14 protein-coding genes and 2 pseudogenes are annotated in these 19,355 nt (G+C 43.2%); 5 read left to right on the plus strand and 11 right to left on the minus strand.

Annotation, left to right across the window (positions count from 1 at the left end; translation table 11 throughout):
* Positions 1-15: 15 nt before the first annotated feature.
* The 4 genes and pseudogenes from DWY79_RS08710 to DWY79_RS08725 form a co-directional block, all read right to left on the minus strand.
* Positions 16-1,773, minus strand: coding sequence for a RagB/SusD family nutrient uptake outer membrane protein (locus tag DWY79_RS08710; RefSeq protein WP_057326131.1), 1,758 nt, complete (start codon positions 1,771-1,773; stop codon positions 16-18).
* Between the two features lie 19 nt (positions 1,774-1,792).
* Positions 1,793-5,181: pseudogene (locus DWY79_RS23365) on the minus strand (TonB-dependent receptor).
* Positions 5,182-5,341: 160 nt separating this feature from the next.
* Positions 5,342-6,271, minus strand: a complete 930-nt coding sequence (locus DWY79_RS08720; protein ID WP_009275289.1) for a FecR family protein — start codon at positions 6,269-6,271, stop codon at positions 5,342-5,344.
* A gap of 74 nt (positions 6,272-6,345) precedes the next feature.
* Complete coding sequence (locus DWY79_RS08725) at positions 6,346-6,891, minus strand: RNA polymerase sigma-70 factor (protein WP_009016548.1); 546 nt, start codon at positions 6,889-6,891, stop codon at positions 6,346-6,348.
* An 863-nt stretch (positions 6,892-7,754) separates the two neighbouring features.
* Between DWY79_RS08725 and DWY79_RS08730 the strand changes: the two genes are divergently transcribed.
* Genes DWY79_RS08730 through DWY79_RS08750 form a run of 5 tightly spaced genes read left to right on the plus strand, consistent with a single transcriptional unit; the run spans position 7,755 to position 10,652 of the window.
* A complete protein-coding gene (locus tag DWY79_RS08730; protein WP_048927061.1) occupies positions 7,755-9,305 on the plus strand; it encodes a PglZ domain-containing protein in 1,551 nt (516 codons plus the stop codon).
* Positions 9,306-9,362: 57 nt separating this feature from the next.
* The gene (locus DWY79_RS08735) at positions 9,363-9,698 is read left to right on the plus strand and encodes a nucleotidyltransferase family protein (RefSeq protein ID WP_036617276.1); all 336 of its coding nucleotides are present in this window, start codon (positions 9,363-9,365) and stop codon (positions 9,696-9,698) included.
* On the plus strand, positions 9,667-10,005 hold the full coding sequence (locus tag DWY79_RS08740) for a DUF86 domain-containing protein (RefSeq protein ID WP_036617273.1): 339 nt from the start codon (positions 9,667-9,669) through the stop codon (positions 10,003-10,005). The genes DWY79_RS08735 and DWY79_RS08740 overlap by 32 nt, the downstream gene beginning before the upstream one ends.
* A 10-nt stretch (positions 10,006-10,015) precedes the next feature.
* A complete protein-coding gene (gene tsaE, locus DWY79_RS08745; RefSeq protein ID WP_048927062.1) occupies positions 10,016-10,435 on the plus strand; it encodes a tRNA (adenosine(37)-N6)-threonylcarbamoyltransferase complex ATPase subunit type 1 TsaE in 420 nt (139 codons plus the stop codon).
* 4 nt (positions 10,436-10,439) lie between these two features.
* Positions 10,440-10,652, plus strand: a complete 213-nt coding sequence (locus tag DWY79_RS08750) for an immunity 17 family protein (protein ID WP_005859813.1) — start codon at positions 10,440-10,442, stop codon at positions 10,650-10,652.
* 103 nt (positions 10,653-10,755) lie between these two features.
* Here the strand turns inward: DWY79_RS08750 and rnr are convergent, their stop codons facing one another.
* The 7 genes and pseudogenes from rnr to DWY79_RS08785 all read right to left on the minus strand — a co-directional run bounded on the left by rnr (position 10,756) and on the right by DWY79_RS08785 (position 19,348).
* Positions 10,756-12,942 (minus strand): ribonuclease R, encoded by a 2,187-nt coding sequence (gene rnr / locus DWY79_RS08755; protein ID WP_008779123.1) that lies wholly within the window; start codon positions 12,940-12,942, stop codon positions 10,756-10,758.
* Between the two features lie 138 nt (positions 12,943-13,080).
* A complete protein-coding gene (locus DWY79_RS08760) occupies positions 13,081-13,989 on the minus strand; it encodes an SMP-30/gluconolactonase/LRE family protein (protein WP_122369210.1) in 909 nt (302 codons plus the stop codon).
* A gap of 368 nt (positions 13,990-14,357) precedes the next feature.
* Positions 14,358-15,680: a sigma-54 dependent transcriptional regulator gene (locus tag DWY79_RS08765; protein WP_122369211.1), complete on the minus strand. Its 1,323-nt coding sequence runs from the start codon at positions 15,678-15,680 to the stop codon at positions 14,358-14,360.
* Positions 15,673-17,034 (minus strand): annotated as a pseudogene (locus DWY79_RS08770) (hybrid sensor histidine kinase/response regulator); the annotation flags it as partial. The pseudogene DWY79_RS08770 and the gene DWY79_RS08765, both read right to left, overlap by 8 nt.
* Positions 17,035-17,910 (minus strand): radical SAM mobile pair protein B, encoded by an 876-nt coding sequence (locus tag DWY79_RS08775; RefSeq protein WP_004329298.1) that lies wholly within the window; start codon positions 17,908-17,910, stop codon positions 17,035-17,037.
* A complete protein-coding gene (locus DWY79_RS08780) occupies positions 17,907-18,575 on the minus strand; it encodes a radical SAM mobile pair protein A (RefSeq protein ID WP_004329299.1) in 669 nt (222 codons plus the stop codon). The genes DWY79_RS08775 and DWY79_RS08780 overlap by 4 nt, the downstream gene beginning before the upstream one ends.
* A complete protein-coding gene (locus DWY79_RS08785) occupies positions 18,572-19,348 on the minus strand; it encodes an MBL fold metallo-hydrolase (RefSeq protein WP_004329300.1) in 777 nt (258 codons plus the stop codon). The genes DWY79_RS08780 and DWY79_RS08785 overlap by 4 nt, the downstream gene beginning before the upstream one ends.
* Positions 19,349-19,355 lie beyond the last annotated feature (7 nt).

The raw sequence follows: 19,355 nt of genomic DNA on the forward strand, positions 1-19,355 counted from the left end.
TCACACTTACTATAATTAATATCCCGGATTCTGTGTCAACGTCGGTTTACCATCGACATAGCTTCTATCTATTTCAGTTAGAGGAATAGCGTAATAGCGATGGTTCTTATCAAAAACGGCTCCATTTAAATATTGGATATGTCTTTTTTCTCTTTCGATATATTTATTTAAAAAATCCTCAGCGATATCCCAACGTACCAAATCGAAGAAGAAATGACCTTCTAACGCAAGTTCCAAGCGTTCTTCAAATCGTACACGTTTTCGTAATACATCTTTACTTAGTCCTGCCCATGAATCCTTATAGATATCCACTTTATAATTGGCGGCAGCTGGACCATTGCCAAAAGGCGCTTCATCTCCTAATCTCACGTAAGATCCGTCTTTGGCCCTTTGACGAATCATATTGACATATTCTTTTGCTTTCTCAGGGTTACCAACCTCTACCTCACATTCCGCTGCCCACAATAATACTTGGGCGTATCGAATAATATTGAAATTCATTGCGTTAAATTTTGCTGTATTGTCATAAGCGTATGTAGCAAGTTGGTTTTCTAATATAATCCACTTTTTTTGGTTATAAGGACCTGCGCTGACTTGATCCCTGATCCAAGCTTTTCCTGGGTGCAATCCCCAATCATGATATGGAACCCCTCTACGACCAACGACCCAGTCTAATCTCGGATCTACAGGGGTTTCCATATCCGGTTCCCATGCCTCGCTAGATTCGATATCTTGGTCGTTTTTGAATTCATGGTTAGCGTATGTGTCAATCATGGGTAGGCCATTTTCGTCTACTTGATAGGCATTCACTAAGTCGAAAGTAGGTTGTTGGAATCCGGCTCCACTTAAGTTTGGTTGATCTGGAGCATTGGGATAAGATAAGTCGAAACCACGTTGGCTACGATCGTAGCCAGCTCCCGCTACATTTACCGCTACCTGGTTAGACCATACCACTTCTGCGTTATTGTTTTGCTCCGCATTGAAGTTATCAAAATAATTGTCAAGTAACTTATATTTTCCGCTAGTGATGACTTCGTCTAATAAAACTTTTGCCTCGCTGTATTTTTGTTGGAATAAATAAGCCTTGGCCAAGAACGCTTTAGCGGCGTTTTTCGTAGGTCTTCCAGGCTCACTCTGATTATCCGGTAAAATTCCGGTAGCAAAAGAGAAGTCTTCCTCAATATTAGGCCAAATATCTTTGTCATTGGGAACCCTTCTTTGCGGATCTTCTACGTATTCATCAATATAAGGGACCATGTTCCAGATTTTTTTCGCTTCAAAATGATAATATCCTCTTAGGAAACGAGCTTCTGCTCTAATTTCCATTTCACTTTCTTCTGATAAGCCATCAATTTTATTATCATTCAGCATACGAAGTACGTCGTTGCAACGCTCAATAGCTCCATATACCAGTATCCATTTATCCCGGATACGACCATTTTCAGCAGTAGCGACATAACGCTCCATCTGTAGCAGTGCGCCTTGATCGCCGGTAGTACTTCCTTTATGTATATTTCCAGCGCACATATCTCCGTAGAAGACATTATCCGGACCACTTGTTATTCCCCAAACTCCGTTGATAAATCCGTTTAATGGGCTATAGCAGGCAATAAGGAGTTTATTCACGGTACTTTCATCTGTTAATACAGACTCATTCAATTTGCCTAATGGTTGCTTATCCAAAAAATCAGAGCAGCCATTAAACAGGCTAACAGCCATCGTGACGGTTACCCATGTGAACGTTTTTTTCACTATATGAAATAGATTTTTCATGCTTATTTAATTTTAAGTATTAGAATGATAAATTGAAACCAATAGAGAATACGCGTGCCAGCGGCATATTATTCATATAATCGACACCCATATTCTTGTCATCACCGTTCTTTACTTCGGGATCAATATTGTTATACTTTGTCAATGTTAATAAGTTTTCCGCATTCAAATAAACACGACATTGCTGGAGTCCAATTTTCGAAAGCGTTTGTTTTGGAAGGGTATATCCTAATTCTAATTGTTTCAAACGAATATAAGAACCATCTTCAATTAAGTATGAAGAAACCTTACCTGCCTCATCATTTGGATTCAAGATATTGATCTCCGGCAGTTCCGCATTTCTGTTTTCAGGAGTCCAAGTATTCAATATACGGGTACTTTTATTGAAATAATCTCCCCAGAAATCAAGGCCATCCCTACCGCCTTTCGATGCGAAACAAATATCATTTCCTTGGCTGCCTTGAATGTAAAGAGATAAATCGAAGTTCTTGTAATAGAAGCGTGAACTGAAAGAGTACTCGAAATCAGGGTGAGGATTACCGATATAGGCCCTATCTTGGCTGTCTATTTTTCCGTCATTATTCACATCTCTATATTTCCAACGGCCGATTGCTTTGTCTGACTGTTCTACATGCGAGTCGACCTCGCCTTGTGTTTGGAAAATACCATCGATCACATAGCCATAGAAAGAGGAAATCGGATGACCTACTTCTGTTCTTGTATATGTGTTCGATATGAATTGATTTGAAGCTAATTTCTTTACCTCATTACGATATCCGGACAAAATGAGCCCTAATTCGTACCGGAAACCATAGTCTGTCGTATTCTGGAAATTGATATTCAATTCATATCCGTTATTTTGCATTTCACCGATATTCATAAATGGGGCACTTGCCACTCCTCCGGTAGAAGGATAAGTAATTCTTTGCAAGATGTCGGTAGTATATTTATGGTAGAAATCGAATGACAAATTCAGTTTATTATTAAAAAGACCTGCGTCGATACCAATGTTTGTTTGTGTAGTCGTCTCCCATTTAAGATCCGGATTACCAATGCTCTCCTTACTGATACCTTGAGTGACAGAGTTTGGATCTCCCGCTATAGGATAGCTGCTAGTTGAGATATTCGTATAATACATGGACGCAAATGCGTAGTTATCGATATCCTGATTTCCTGTCAAACCGTAACTGGCTCTGATTTTCAAATCACTAAGAATATCTTGCCCTTTCATGAAGTTTTCTTCCGTAAGTCTCCATGCGGCGTTTACCCCTGGGAAGTACCATATCTATGATTCGCACCAAAACGTGAGGACCCATCTCGACGAATAATAGCCCCTAAATAATATTTGTCTTTATATTGATAATTGACACGTGCGAACAGAGAGAACAAAGCGTATTCATTTGCGTTGCCTGTATTGTCCTTGTTGGATTCGCCAGCGTCAAGGTATCTATAATCGGGATCCTCGATAATAAAATTACTTCTATAAGCAGAGAGATTCTCTATTTTAGAACTAATGGCTTCTGTACCTAGCAAAACATTCAGATTATGTGTTTCACGAAATTTTTTCGTGAAGGTCAAAGTATTGTTCCAAACCAATTCTGATTTACGGCCTCTTGCTTCCTTTAAAGAATTCACTAGCGTATTTGCGTCTCCTTTGTTCCAATAAGTTTTTGGATTGAACTCTTTGGAGCCGCTATCCTCAACGTTTACGCCGACATTTGTCTTGAATTGGAAGTATTTCAAGAAATTGATATCCAAATACAAATTACCTAACAAGTTGAGGTTGTCATTGTAATTCTCTCTTTGATTATAAAGTTGGGCTACCGGATTCTTGGAATCACCTAAACCATTAGCTTTTGTTCCGGCCCAATTACCTTCTACGTCATAAACCGGAATAAGCGGAGCCATACGTACGGCCTCATGGTCTGATTTGCTTCCTTTGTATTTAGAGTAAGTTGCGCTTAGGTTTGATCCTAATGTGGCGAAGCTCAAAATCTTAAATTGAGAATTGGCTCGTAAAGAGAAGCGATCATAGCCCGCCCATTTTACAAGAGCTTCTTGTTTATAATAGTTTGCGCTCAAGAAATATTTAGACCCATTGCCACCTCCTTGTGCGCTGATATCAATGTTTGTAGTCGGTGCGGGGCGATAAACTTCATCAGCCCAATTAGTTCCGATCTTATTAGCGCGCATAAATTGATTTTCCGCAGTATTATAAGTGCTGAGATCTACCTGGCCTTCCATGGCTCCTGCCGGTAGAATATAATCAGGAATGACGGGTGTAGCTCCGTTGCCATATTGGTCATGCTGTGGTGTTAACCCGGCGTTTCTCATCGCGTTCCACAAGACTTCTCCATATTGTTGGGAGTTTAGCATTTCCGGCAAGTTGGTGGGAAGTTGCACGCCTACGTTTACTTTTACGTCAACGGTAGGTTTTCCTTCTTTACCTTGCTTTGTCGTGATTAAGATAACCCCGTTAGCTGCTTGGGAACCATAGATAGAGGCGGAGGAAGCATCCTTCAATACTTGTACAGACTCTATACTTGAAGGATTTATTTGGGATGCGATCTCGCTTTTTGTAGGAAAACCATCAATGACATACAACGGGCTGTTATTATTCAGTGTTCCGACACCTCGAATACGGATAGCAGGAGCATCGCCAGCTACGCCGGAAGTTGTTACGGACACACCGGATAACCTACCTTGAAGAAGGTTCTGTATATTCCCGGATGATTGAATAGATAAATCCTTCGTAGATATGGAAGAGATAGATCCGGCTACGTCTTTCTTGCGTTGCGTACCATAACCGATAACAACGACATCATCCAATGCTTGTGCGTCATCCTTCATGGTAATTTGGATGTTCGTCTGCCCTTTGGTCGGGATTTCTTGTGTCTGATATCCGATATAGGAAATTTGCAAGATGGCGTTCTCGGAGACCATAAGGCTGAAATTTCCGTTAATGTCGGTGATTATACCGTTTGTGGTTCCCTTCTCCACGATATTTGCTCCAATGATAGGTTCACCAATTGCGTCTTTCACAACACCGGTAATTCTCCGGTTACTCTGTTGTGTAACAGAAGTGTTTTTTCGCATTAACATGATGTTATTACCCTCCATCGCATATGAGATGTCTGTTTGGGTAAAGACAGATGATAACACATCTGCTACGGTTTTATTTTGCGCCTCTACGGAAACCTTACGATTTAGATCTATTTCTTTGGTGTCGTACACAAAGAGATAGTCTGTTTGTTTTTCGATTTCGTTTAAGACAATTTGAGTGTTTGCATTGTTCACATGGATATTGACCCGTGTATTTTGCGAATTAACAGATGCAAACATTCCTGTGGTTGATAGAAATAGTGTTATAAAAGTTAACTTCATAACTCTTTTTGTTTGATTTTTCATACATTTGTAACTCTTGAATTTGATACTGATGATTTAAGTGCATGTGGTATTGATTCTTTCCGGGGAGTGTTGCCGCATTTCCCGGTTTTTATATACCGTTTCTTTTTTGATATTTTTTATCTCATAGGCATACATGATTTATAAGGTTAACATTCTGTTCTTACTTTATGATTATTAGATTCTTATCGTCATCTTTGATGTATGTGAATTTATGTTTTAACTGAAGTACTTTTAATACATGCTCTATTCCATCTTGAATACGAAATTTGCCGGAATAGTGATGTTTCAACAATGAGGGACGTTGGATCTCAATCGTAGTATCATAATAAAGTTCTAGTTTCTTTATTAGATCTTGGATTGATTCATTCTCAAAACAGAACAGGCCTTCTTTCCATTTAAAATAGTCGCTATTATTAATTGTAGATTTCTTGAGCATCCTATTCTCTATACTAACGATTTCATTAGGCTTGAGTTGTAATCCATTTCTTAAATTAGGGGAACTGATTTTTACACTACCCTTTAAAAGGGCGGTTTCGAACAAGGATGTGTTATGGTAAGCTTTTACATTGAACTCTGTACCTAATACTTGAACATCATGATTTTGGGTATGTACGGTAAATGGACTATTTTCATTGTGCTGGACAGAGAAGTAACCTTCGCCGTCTAATTCCACGTTTCGGGTGTTTGCGCTGAATTGTTCAGGAAATTTTAGGGTTGAGCGAGAGTTTAGCCATACATGCGTACCATCGGCTAAGGTGACCTCTGCCCGTTGTCCGGCAGGGACATGAATGGTTTGCATTTGTTTCTTGTTCGATTGTTGTATCTGCAGTTGTTTGCTTCCCCAAAAGCCGATTAGAAAGATGGCTGCGATTTTTAAGATCTCGGCCATTATCTTCCGTATGGAATAATGTACTTTCTTTACGGAATTTGTCTTATCTGTATTGGCTTGCCAAAGTGAAATGTCATATAATTTGCGTAAAACCAGAAATTCACGCATGTTTTCAGGGCTTTCGTCTAACCATGATGCTATTTTCAGTCTTTCTTTCTCTGAAACCTCTCCTTTTATGTATCGTTGTAGTAATTCCTTCATGGTATCTATTAATTTCGCTTTATAAATAATAAACGATGCTGCAAGATAGATCCCTAGTGGAAAAACGAGAAAAGTCAAGAAAAAAGAAAATAGAATAAGGGAAGATAATCTTTTAGATTGATACGTAATACTTTTAAAGTCTTGGTAATGTGGTATTCTACTCCTTTTACGGTGAGGTTAGTTTCTATAGCGATTTCTTTCACTGTTTTGTTTTCGAAACGACTCATCTCGAATATCCTGCGAGTTTGTTCGGGCAATGATTGTAGGGTGCGCTGAAGGATTGTGCGTATCTCTTCCCGGAAAATTTCTTCTGGATCGCAAGCCTCTAAAGTGGATATGCGGATGCTTAGTTCTCGCTTTTTTATTTCTTCTAGATTTTCGATCGCAGCATCATGTACAGCTTTATGGCGTAAGTAGTCGAGAGCTTTATTTCTCAAGATCGAAAGTAAAAGAGCTTCTGTTGCTTCTCCTTTTTGGGTGGAGATTAGTCTCCAATACTTCACAAGAGAATCGGATACGATATCTTCTGCTATCATATCATCATGTACGTATGATTTAGCGAACATGAACGATCGTTGATAGTTTCGTTCGTAAATAATGTTAAAATTGTCTTTTGCCATTATAAGCTGAGTAATAAAAATAAGATTACATGACTTCTGGAGTAAAACTAAGTTCTTCAAAGTTCCCTAGGAACTATATTCGGTATTTACAAACTACGCTTCTTCCTAATTCACATATTGTATCTACAGAGCGTAAATAGACTAACCGGTGGGACTTTTATGCCCTGAAATCATATAGTTATGTCAATAAAATATAAGACAATATTGATTTAGAATAGAAAAGATTGTGTTTTGCTAAAAGAAATCAATATATTTGCCTTATCTTTTGGAGTTTTAACATAAAAGGCATTTGGCACTAAATAGTCATGAACATAGTTCCTAGGGAACTATTTTCTTCATTCCTACAGAAGACAAAAGTTTCGTGCCGAAGAAACCTTAGTTTCCCTATATAGAAACAAAAGTTTCCTAAGCGGAAAACAAAGGTTTTAGCGGTATAAAACTTTAGTTTTTCATGGATAAAAACTGTATAAGCTTATATGTTAATGTTTTGTCTGTATAAGGAAGAGACCGTATGATGATTGCGGCAAGTGTGGAGAGATCGTTCTGTTTAGAGATAGAAAAGTAGTAAATGATGGTAGATAGGGCCTGATAATTGTAGATGTTTTTTATCTACCACCATAGGCTAAACCGTCTAAAGATAGATGATTACAAGGATAGTTGTAGATGTTGTAGATAAATTGGATATTTTTGAACCTTAGTCAGTAAGAGAGAGTACTGTTCGTGAGTTGATGAAGGAGATCTCCTCATTGGCTATTCGCTTATCTGGATTTGGGAAAATTACGAGATCAAATACGAAACATCCCGTTTCTTTCGTTGTTATATGGAGGATTATCCATATATTTGTAAATAAACTAGGTAAGCTTATGGCAGCGAAGAAAGATAGAGTACTTTGGGCTGATGACGAGATTGATTTGTTGAAACCGCATATCTTGTTCTTGCAGGACAAAGGGTATGAGGTCGTTCCGGTGGTGAGCGGGCAAGACGCTATTGACTGCTGTAAGGAACAATCGTTTGACATTATTTTTCTCGATGAGAATATGCCCGGCTTGACAGGATTGGAGACGCTGTCGCATATCAAGGAGATCGCTCCGAATGTGCCGGTCGTGATGGTGACTAAAAGTGAGGAGGAAAGTATCATGAATCAGGCGATCGGAAATAAGATCGCGGATTATTTGATCAAACCGGTAAATCCCAACCAATTGCTTCTCTCTATCAAGAAGAATGTCCATAAGAACGTGATTATCTCCGAGACGACCACGGTGGGTTATCAGCAGGAATTCGGTCGTATAGGTATGCAAATCAATGATTCCTTGACCACAGACGACTGGATGGAGGTCTATAAGAAACTGGTGTACTGGGAACTGGAACTGGAAAGCAGCCAAGTGGCAATGACAGATATGCTCCGTATGCAGAAGGAAGAGGCCAATAACGCTTTTGCCAAATTCGTGAAGAAGAATTATGTGGACTGGATACAGAATCCGGTCGATCGCCCGTTGATGAGCCCCGACCTGTTTAAGAAGAAAGTCTTCCCAATGTTGGATAATGACGAGAAGGTTTTCTTTATATTGATCGATAATTTCCGGCTGGATCAATGGCGGGTGGTAAAAGAATTGCTTACTGAGTATTTTACGTTTGACGAGAGCTTGTATTATAGCATACTGCCAACCGCCACGCAATATGCCCGCAACTCCATATTCTCGGGCTTGATGCCCTCGCAAATAGAGCAGATGTTTCCGGATTTGTGGGTGGATGAGGAGAGCGAGGAAGGTAAGAATTTGAATGAGGCTCCACTGATTCAAACCCAGATCGATCGGTTCCGTAAGAAATATACCTTCTCATATAATAAAGTACACGATTCCCAATATGGAGAGAAATTGTTGGGTACGATCCCTTCTCTTACTCGTAATCAATTGAATGTGATTGTGCTAAACTTCGTGGATATGCTTTCGCATGCTCGTACGGAGAGCAAGATGATCCGTGAGTTGGCGCAAAGCGAGGCGGCCTATCGCAGCTTGACTAAATCATGGTTCCAGCACTCTTCTACGCTTGAGTTGTTCAAACGAATCGCCGAGCGGGGAGGAAAAGTAATCGTTACGACCGATCATGGAACGATTCGGGTAACGAATCCGATCAAGGTGATAGGTGATAAGAATACGAATACCAATCTACGCTATAAGGTAGGCAAGAACTTGAACTACAATCCAAAAGAGGTATTTGAGATCCGGGACCCGGAAAAAGTAGGGCTTCCCTCCCCGAATCTAAGCAGTAAGTATATTTTCGCCTACGGAGAGAATTTCTTCGCTTATCCGAATAATTATAACTACTACGTATCCTATTATAAAAATACATTCCAGCACGGAGGAATCTCGATGGAGGAGATGTTGGTGCCGTTTATTACGATGGAACCGAAATAAATATCGTTTTTTTGTTCGTGGATGGTAGGTTTTGTTTAATTTTGCGAAAAAAGAAGTATGTTTATCCATAATGAAATACGTAAGAATCTTTCCTTGTTCTCTGATATATGTAAGAATCATGGGATAAAATCGTTGTATGCGTTTGGATCTTCAGTGACAGAGCAATTCAATCCACAGAGGAGTGATATTGACTTGTTGGTAGAGATGGAGGATATGGATCCTTTAGAAAAAGGAGAAAAATTACTTTCTTTATGGGATAAGTTAGAAGATTTTTTTCAAAGAAAAGTAGATCTGCTTACTCGGAAAAGTTTAAAAAATCCATTTCTTTTGGAGAATATCGATAAAACAAAAATTCTATTGTATGACAATAAAAGAAAAGAAGTATTTGTCTGACATGATGAGGGCGATAAGCTTGATCGAGTCGTTTACCGCAAATACTAGATCTTATACAGAATATACAATGGATCTAAAGACGCAGAGTGCGGTGGAAAGGCAATTGGCTATTATAGGTGAGGCTTTAAATCAATATGACAAACAACCGGAACGTATATCGCTGAATAATACGCGGCAAATTGTTGGTTTCCGTAATCGGATTATACATGCTTATGATAGTTTGGATGACACATTGGTTTGGGCGATAGTCGTTAATCATTTACCGGCGTTAAAAAGTGAAGTGAAAACATTATTGGAAAATTGTTAAGTTAGATAAGATGAGCACTATAAAAATAGAAAGTTTGGATAAGATCCATGAGGCGGCCAAGGAGTTTATCGCCGGGATGGATGATCGTACGGTCTTTGCCTTCTATGGTCCGATGGGGGCCGGTAAGACTACCTTTATCAAGGCGATCTGTGAGGAATTGGGTGTGGAGGATGTGATCAACAGCCCCACATTCGCTATTATCAATGAGTACCGTAGCGATACGACGGGAGAATTGATTTATCATTTTGATTTTTACCGGATCAATAAATTGAGTGAGGCCGAAGATATTGGAACGGAAGACTATTTCTATAGCGGAGCTTTATGTTTTATTGAATGGCCGGAGAAAATAGATGAGTTGTTACCCGGAGATGTGGTAAATGTCACGATCTCGGAGAATCCGGACGGTTCACGTACTGTAGAGGTTAAGTAAGTCTATGGATCCTTCCGAATACTTTATCTTATCCTTGTTTATCGCTTTGGGATTGTTCTCAATCGTAGCGGCGATCTGTAATTTTGATTGGTACTTTAAAACCAGCGGGGCGATGACTTTCGTGAACTGGTTCGGTCGTGGCGGCGCACGTATCTTCTATGCGTTGTTGGGAATCGGGCTGATCGCTTGTGGGGCGCTGGGACTTATGTATTGGTGATAAAAAGTAAATTATACTTACTTGTCCTAGTAAGTATAATCAAAATGCCTAAGTAAGTATAACTTCGTTGTCTGATGAAGTTATACTTACTTTGAAAAAAGCCTTATTCCGCTAATTGGAAATCGAGTTGCTTACGTTCCAGATTCGCTTGCGCTACTTTGATAGTGATAGGGTCTCCCAAACGATATTGACGTTTCTTGCGACGGCCCAATAAACAATAATTCTTCTCATCAAACTCATAGTAATCATCATCCAGATCACGGATTGGTACAAGCCCCTCGCATTTATTCTCGTTCAGTTCTACGTAAAGCCCCCATTCGGTGACACCGGAGATAACGCCGTCGAATACCATGCCGAGCTTATCCTGCATGAATTCTACTTGCTTATATTTGATGGATGCACGCTCTGCGTTGGCGGCGACTTGCTCCATGCTGGAACAATGATCGCATAAATCCTCATACTTCTTTTGTATAACGCTACGGCCACCAGCTAGATAACGTTCCAGCAATCGGTGTACCATCATATCCGGATAACGGCGGATAGGAGAGGTGAAATGTGTATAGTATTCGAAAGCCAAGCCATAGTGGCCGATATTCTCCGTGGAGTAACGGGCCTTTTGCATGGCACGGATCGCCACTGTCTCGATCAAGTTCTCTTCCGGCTTTCCTTGTACATTGTCCAATAAGGAGTTGATTCCTTTGGAGACATCCGTCTTCGTGCCGTCTGTTTTCAACTTATAGCCGAAGCGACGGATAAAAGAGGCGAAATTCTCCATTTTATCTGGGTCCGGAAGCTCATGGATACGATAAACAAATGTCTTCTTAGTCTTTCCTTTAGGAGGACGGCCCACGAACTCTGCTACGGTACGGTTTGCCAATAGCATGAACTCCTCGATTAACTTATTAGCGTCTTTTGAGACCTTGAAATAAACACGGACCGGTTTCCCTTGTTCGTCGATCTCGAATTTAACCTCATAGCGGTCGAAGTTGATAGCGCCACTCTTGAAACGGCGTTCCCGCAATTTCTTGGCAAGATCGTTCAAGGCTAGAATCTCCTCTTTATAATCTCCCTCGCCGGTTTCGATCACTTCTTGTGCCTCCTCATAGGTAAAGCGGCGGTCGCTCTTGATGATCGTGCGGCAGATCCGGGAGTTTTGTACCACGGCATCGCTATTTAGTTCGAAGACAGCGGAGAAGCATAATTTTTCCTCGTCGGGACGTAAAGAGCATATTTGGTTACAAAGTCGCTCAGGAAGCATCGGTATCGTACGGTCTACCAGATAAACGGAAGTCGCACGGCTTTGCGCCTCTTTATCGATGACACCGTCCGTTTTCACATAATGTGTTACGTCGGCGATATGTACGCCAACCTCCCAGTTCCCGTTATCCAAACGGCGTGCGGAAAGGGCGTCGTCGAAGTCTTTCGCGTCCTTCGGGTCGATCGTGAAGGTTGTTATCCCCCGGAAATCCTCCCGGTTCTCAATTTCCTCCGGAGAGATCGCTTCCGGGATCTTATCCGCCGCTTTTTCTACCGAGGAAGGATATTTGTAAGGCAATCCGAATTCGGCAAGGATCGCGTGCATCTCGGCGGTATTCTGTCCGGCGATACCTAATATATCGATGACCTCACCCAGTGGATTCTTGGCTTCATCCGGCCATTCCACGATACGTACGATCGCTTTGTCGCCGTTCTTGCCCCCTTTCAGTTTATCCTTAGGGATGAAAATATCGTTTGCCAACGTCTTGTTTTCCGTAATCAAGAAGGCAAAGCCTTTAGCTACTTGAAGTTTACCTACGAAAGTACGCTCCTTGCTCTCAAGGATTTCCACGACCTCACCTTCCGGCTCGGCACCTTTACGTTTGGCGAAAAGCTGTACTTTCACTTTGTCTCCATCCATGGCATGCCCGGAATTACGTTCAGCGATAAATACCGGCGTACCTCCGTCTTCAGGGATGAAAGAATTCTTTCCATTGCTGCGGCGTGCGAAAGTTCCTACGGCTAGGGTTCCCAATCCGTTGAGACGGTAACGGCCACGGTCGATCTCGGTGATGATATCCTCGGCGGACAAATCATACAGGATGTCTACCACCTGCAATTTCTGCACTTGGTTCTCGACTCCGATGATCTTGCTGATTTGTTTATAGTTGAAAGGTTCCTTGGGAGAGGATTGGAAAACGGAAATGATGGCTTGGATCATCGCTTCTTTTTTCATACGTTTACCAACACCCTTGTCCTTTTTTCCTTTTTTCTCCTTATTGTTATCTTTTTTTGCTGGTCTATTCTTTGCCATTCTGTATAATTATTTGCATTTGTTTTTGTGGAGACGGGGCACGCCTCGTCTTTTGCACGCCATGTCTACAAAGGAAACAATTTAAATTGATATTTGGTTGACAATTGTGTTAATTAGATTTATTAAGCTCGCGGATTCTTAATGGAAACAATTCGCCGGCACCCCTTTCGCTCCGGGCTTGCAACAGAATACGCTACCGCTTAGTGGATATTCCTCAAGCTGTTCCTCACTCAATCCGGCACGGGCGGTCGTTATATAAAGCGTGTCGAGCTTATCCCCTCCAAAAGCGCATGACGCTACGTGGGGGGCCAGTACGACAATTTTTGTCAACAGGTCGCCGGTATAGGGATTGTAACAATAAACACCGCCACCTCCCCATTGAGCCACCCAAAGGTTGTCGTTGCAATCTATCGTCATTCCATCCGGGGAGCCGGTGCCCTCGGGTATATTTACGGCTACGCCATCGTACAATATGTCACCGGAGCTATCGTCATACCGGAAACGTATGATCTTACGGGTAGGTGTGTCGTTGTAATACATGTATTTCTTGTTGGCGGACCATACGATCCCATTGGAGATAGTGACTTTTGTCAACTTTGTTTCGACGGTTCCGTCTGCCCATACACAATAAAGGCTGGCAGCCCCTTTAGGCGCGCCAAATCCCATGGTGCCGATCCATAAGCGTCCGGACGGGTCGCATTTCCCATCGTTGCAACGAATCTTCCCGTTATTGTCCGGGATTGGGGCGATAGATGCCGTGTTCCCATCCGTTAGGTTTACACGTATGATCTCGTTTTGTAAAGCGACGACTACCGTACTGTCCGTTTCCGGTACGACGGTAGAGACCATGCGGTCGAACTGCCATGAACGGCAGTTTTGCAAGTCCGGTATATACTCATATAACGTCTTTCCTTCAATATCTACCCAGAAAAGTGTATTGCGATCGGGATGCCAAATCGATCCCTCCCCTGTAGTAGCTTCCGCCCGAAACGCCAGATCGGGGCTGATTATAATAGGATCGTTTATACAAGAGGTTCCTTCAAACATGATAAATGCCAATATTAATTTAATAACTATTTTTTTCATGGTATGCTATGAATCTGAGTTTACAAAGGTATAAATTTGTTTTATAATGCCATGATAAAAGATTATTATTGTAATTCTGGAAGATTTTTATAACCACTTTATTAGCAAGCAGTTCTGAGGATAAGGTAAAAATGAGGTAATGATTTGGCAACCCTGTCTATTTCTACGTTCTGCTGTGAGTTGCTGTCAATGTCTCTCGTCTTGGTACAAAAGTAGCAATAAAAATCGGATACACATCAAAATGTCCCATGATTTTTATCACAGGACGTTTTTTATCTTCGCTGAATAATCCGGTTTAACCGTTACTTCTATTTTCGGCAAGTTGCGGGCTATGATTGCTGAAATTTATACTTTAATCCATACTCTTCCAACTTGCTATACAGCGTTGTACGTCCGATTCCGAGCAATTCGGCGGCAACCTTGCGGTTTCCGTTTGCCTGCTTCAACGCGCGTAAGATGCGTTCCTTGTCCTCCGCATCGTTTCGCAAGGCGAAGCTGACAGGTGAGGTCGGTTTCGTTACGGCAAGTTCCAGATGCTCTTTCATGACAACTCCCGTCTGTGCCTGCAACACCGCGCCCATTATCTTCTGCCGAAGCTCACGGACATTACCCGGCCACGGATGGGTCAGCAATGTCTTACGGGCTTCCGCATCGAACCCAGTCACGCTACATTCCAATTCATTGTTGGCAATCTCACGGAAGAACTCCGCCAACGGCATGATGTCCTCCTGACAGTCACGCAAGGGCGGAACAGTTATCTCGAAGTCGTGCAAACGGTACAGCAAATCCTGTCGGAAACGTTTTTCAATGACCGCTTTCTCCAGATCCTCGTTGGTGGCGGCGATGATGCGGACATTGAAGCTCTTGTCCGTCTTGTCACCTATAGGGTGGTATCTCCGTTCCTGTATGGCACGGAGTAACATCTGCTGGGTTTCCAATGCGAGATTGCCTACCTCATCCAAGAACAATGTGCCACCCTCTGCCTCATTGAAGTATCCTTTCTTTGTGCTGTCCGCACCCGTAAACGCGCCTTTGACATGTCCGAAGAATGCCGAGGGCGCAAGGTCTTTGGAGAGTGAACCGCAGTCCACAGGCACAAACGGTTTCCCTGCCCTTTTGCTCTTATCATGCAGATGGTGGGCGATATGCTCCTTGCCCGTGCCGTTCTCTCCGAATATCAGCACGCTCATATCAGTAGGGGCAACTAATCTTATCTGTTGCATGATTTTCTGAAAGGCGGAACTGTCACGGGCAAAAACGGGCATACGATTTCGTCCGATACTCCGTTCTTTCAGGATGGTATGAAGCAGAGGCATAAGTTTATCCTCCACAAGCTGCTTGGGGATATAGTCCAGCGAGCCGAGTTTCATACTTTCGACTGCCGTATGCACTTCGGCATAGTTGGTCATGATGATTAACGGTTGTGTCATGCCTTCCTTGCGCATCCATCGTAATAGGTCGATGCCGTCACCGTCGGGTAGTCGTAGGTCAGAAACCACGATGTCCCCGTCTGAGGCTTGTTGCAGAAGTTTCTTCGCGGTCGAGAGGTGGTAAGCCTGCACGGTACGGAATCCTTCCCGTGCCAGCAGGTTGCAGACAAACTCGCAATACACGATATTGTCCTCCACCACGATGATTCTTGTTTTATCCATTTTCGTATTTTTCCTTTCTTCTTTTGCCTGCCGGATAATTTCAGCACCTTTATCCAGCACAGCCGGTCACCGCTTTGCATATCGCTTCGTCATCTGGAGTGGCACTTCCATGAAGTTGGGCGTAAAGTTCCCTCAATGGCTGGTCGGCACGGAGAATCTGCCATGAACTTCGCAGATGGTGTGTAAGTGTGTCCAGTTCTTGGAGGTCTTTACGCTGTTCTGCATCCTTGACCGCCTGCATTTCCTTTTCGGTTTCCGCTATCAGTTTGTCCAGCATGACGGATTCATTGCCATAAGATAGCAGAGTGGAAAAATCCGGCTTTTCATCCAATATGCTGCTTAATGCGCATTTATCCGTAATCTCCATCAGTTCGGATATGGAGAACGGCTTGAACAGGCATCCGGCAAATCCACGCCCTATAAGTTCCTCCTTGCTGCAACTGCCCGAAGCGGTTGTCACGACTATGGGAATACTCTTCGAGTTGCCTACATTGGATGAGCGCAACAGTTCCAGCAGTTCAAAACCGCTTATCTCAGGCATATTCAGATCCGTCAGAAGCAGGCTGTATTCCTTTTTTCGTATCAGCTCCATCAGTACCGAAACATTGGTACAGGTATCGCAGTGTATCCCTTCATGGGCATACATTTCTTTCAACATAAGGAGAAGTACCTCGTCATTGTCGATGGCAATCACATCATGGCAGATATGATTATGGCGCATTTGCGCTTGAATTGTCTGTTCCGGCAGTTCCTCGGCTGTCTGCATGGGAATTTCCACCGTGAAGCGGCTCCCTTTGCCTTTCTCGCTTTCCAAGCGTATAGTTCCACCGAGCATCGCCACAATACGCTGCACGATGGACAATCCTAATCCGAAGCCGTCTTTTGCGGCGGCATTTGAAAGACGTTCAAATGCACCGAATACTCGTTGTTGCTCATCTTCGGTCATGCCCGTACCGGTATCTTCAACGATAAGTTTCAGCAAACCGTTATCATAATCCGCTGCCAATGATACACTACCGTTATCCGTGAACTTGATGGCGTTTGACAACAAGTTGTTGCCGATTTGCAGGATACGTTCCTTGTCGGTCAAAACCACCGCATCGGTGTGGCTCTCCACTATCAAAGTCAGCCCCTTGTTCATGGCAATGGGCATGAACTCCGTTTCAAGAATATGCGTGATTGCGGAAATCCTGCAAGGGGAAAGGTTGGGTTGCTCCTTGCCGTTGTCCAGACGGAAGAAATCCAGCAGCGTGTTGAGCATCTCCCGCATACGCTCGGAAGATTGCCGGATATTATCCACATACATGGTGCTTTTATCCGCGCTACAACTTTTCTGCATCAGTCCGGCATAGCCTCATTTTGTCAATCGTATTTTTTCGTGGTAGAAGTAGTTTACGATGACAGGTTTGCCTTTTTCCGAGCGTCCGTATGGCAGATCGTTTATACGATACGGGAAGCCCTGCTCCTTGGCGTAATTTGAAATGTCCTGCTCCAATGCCTGCCAGTATTCAAGCCTTTTTTTATTGTAAATTTCCTCGTAAAGCGGTATGAGGTCAGGATACTTCTCACGGATATACGTCATTATCCCGCCTTTGAACTGCCCGCGTAAATTCAGGTTTTCAAGCCAGATTAAATCAGCATAATCTTTTACCTCCTCTATTATTGCCTTCACGTCTGTTATTCTGGGGAATATGGGCGAGACGAAGCATACGGTGCGGATACCTGCCTCGTATGTCTGACGCATCGCTTTCAGACGGCGTTCAATGCTTACGGCGTTGTCCATATCTGCGCAGAACTGCTCGTCGAGCGTATTGACAGACCATGACACAGTCACTTTGGGAAAACTCTTCAACAGGTCGAGATCGCGAAGGACAAGATCGGACTTTGTGCATATCATAATCTCGGCATCGCTTCCTCGCAGCTCTTCGAGCAGCCTTCGGGTACGGTGGAATTCTTCTTCATACGGATTGTAACCGTCCGTCACAGACCCTATTACAACACGTTCACCGTCGTATTTATGAGGATTCGTTATCGGCTTCCAGTTTTTTACATCTAAAAACGTACCCCACGGCTCGGTGTGCCCGGTGAACCGTTTCATGAACGATGCGTAGCAATACCTGCAGGCGTGGGGACACCCTACATAAGGGTTGACCGAATATCCTCCCACCGGCAGAGAGGATTTGGTCATTACACTCTTTACATCTATTTCCTTTATTGTATCCATATTCATTGTATTCGTCTGGTAAATTGTTCCGGCAATTCCTGAATCATTCTTTCGTCGCCCATAATCGGCAGCAAATCCTCTTTCATGAACACCGGTATGCCATGAGCCTTTGCCTGTTCTGCAATGCTAAGCACCCATTCGGGGCGCGAATATGACTTTCCTTTTCGGTTTCCGGTCTCTGTGCCTATGACAATCCAGTCAATTCCCTCGAAATCAATCTCGCCGATATCATCGAAGAGAGGTTCAAACGTGACATGGTAGTGTCGTGCTTTGATATTCTTTTTCAAATCATCAATCCTCCTTTTCTCGGAACTGCGCGTGACGGTCACGCCCATCCATACGTTCTCGTCGTCAGAGGAGAAACTGATTTTGTCAGGGCGCTTCGTCAGAAAGATATAGGCGTGCTGGGGATTGCTGCTGATCCGCTCGAAAATTTCTGCGTTCCATTCAGGCTTCCAATCGGAGAAATCGCTCATTCCTGTCATGAGCCACACATGAGGACGGGACGTATCGATGATGCGCAGTTTTCGTTCCATGTATTCAGGCACGGAAAAGTCGTCGGTAATGTGGAAACGGCGGCAGTTGTTACGGGCATAGCAGTAAGGGCATCCTATAGTGCACCCTACCACTATGTTCATGTTTTTTATCAGGGATTTAATGCAGACACTCATAACACAACTGTTTCTCCGTCCTCCGGGATAATCAGCCGGCTCATGTCGGCTTCGTGATGCGTTGCCTCATTGCGCAGAATTGCACGGGTGGTCTGGCAATGGTCGATGGCATCCATGTGTACGGCTATCAGCTTGATATGCGAAGGCAATTCGTCAAGTATCTGCATCACTTCGTTCTCGTCGGGGATGATAGGACCGTCCGTTTTGGAAAATTCGGGAAAGATTGCACCTCCGGAGTTTACCACGATATAGTCAGGATTGAACCGTTCCACGGTGTCTCGGATACATGCTTCCCATCGGCAGTCACCCATTATATAAACGGTCGGGAAGCCCTCGGCTTTTAGCACATAACCTGATACAGGTCCCATCATCTGCCCGATCTGCCCGAAACCATGATGTCCGGTCGTGCGGTAAATGGATATGCCGTCTATTGTTTTTATTTCTTCGATGGGTATCACATTTGTAAATCCGTCGTTTCTGATGGCGTCCGCGTCCTGGGGCTGAACGTAGAAAGGAATTTCTTTGGGCAAATGTGTGGGGACACTCGGCTCGTAATGGTCGATGTGATTGTGGGTCAGGAGCACCATGTCCACGCCTCCGATAATATCCTGAATAGGAATGGTGAGGTGTACCCTCGGTGTTTTATTCACACCGAGGGCCGATATCAAAGTGCCTTTGTCGGCTAAAACGGGGTCAATTAGCATGGTGTGTCCCGCATACCTGATTTTCAAGGTGGCATTGCGCACCAATTGTACTGTGGATGTCTTTTTCATGACTATA

Source organism: Parabacteroides sp. AF27-14 (assembly GCF_003635425.1).
GTDB classification, from domain to species: domain Bacteria; phylum Bacteroidota; class Bacteroidia; order Bacteroidales; family Tannerellaceae; genus Parabacteroides; species Parabacteroides distasonis.

Coding starts and splice junctions, on each gene's coding strand:
- DWY79_RS08710 (WP_057326131.1), bottom strand. CDS start 1,773: ATGAAAAATCTATTTCATATAGTGAAAAAAACGTTCACATGGGTAACC.
- DWY79_RS08720 (WP_009275289.1), bottom strand. CDS start 6,271: ATGAAGGAATTACTACAACGATACATAAAAGGAGAGGTTTCAGAGAAA.
- DWY79_RS08725 (WP_009016548.1), bottom strand. CDS start 6,891: ATGGCAAAAGACAATTTTAACATTATTTACGAACGAAACTATCAACGA.
- DWY79_RS08730 (WP_048927061.1), top strand. CDS start 7,755: ATGGCAGCGAAGAAAGATAGAGTACTTTGGGCTGATGACGAGATTGAT.
- DWY79_RS08735 (WP_036617276.1), top strand. CDS start 9,363: ATGTTTATCCATAATGAAATACGTAAGAATCTTTCCTTGTTCTCTGAT.
- DWY79_RS08740 (WP_036617273.1), top strand. CDS start 9,667: ATGACAATAAAAGAAAAGAAGTATTTGTCTGACATGATGAGGGCGATA.
- tsaE (WP_048927062.1), top strand. CDS start 10,016: ATGAGCACTATAAAAATAGAAAGTTTGGATAAGATCCATGAGGCGGCC.
- DWY79_RS08750 (WP_005859813.1), top strand. CDS start 10,440: ATGGATCCTTCCGAATACTTTATCTTATCCTTGTTTATCGCTTTGGGA.
- rnr (WP_008779123.1), bottom strand. CDS start 12,942: ATGGCAAAGAATAGACCAGCAAAAAAAGATAACAATAAGGAGAAAAAA.
- DWY79_RS08760 (WP_122369210.1), bottom strand. CDS start 13,989: ATGTTTGAAGGAACCTCTTGTATAAACGATCCTATTATAATCAGCCCC.
- DWY79_RS08765 (WP_122369211.1), bottom strand. CDS start 15,680: ATGGATAAAACAAGAATCATCGTGGTGGAGGACAATATCGTGTATTGC.
- DWY79_RS08775 (WP_004329298.1), bottom strand. CDS start 17,910: ATGAATATGGATACAATAAAGGAAATAGATGTAAAGAGTGTAATGACC.
- DWY79_RS08780 (WP_004329299.1), bottom strand. CDS start 18,575: ATGAGTGTCTGCATTAAATCCCTGATAAAAAACATGAACATAGTGGTA.
- DWY79_RS08785 (WP_004329300.1), bottom strand. CDS start 19,348: ATGAAAAAGACATCCACAGTACAATTGGTGCGCAATGCCACCTTGAAA.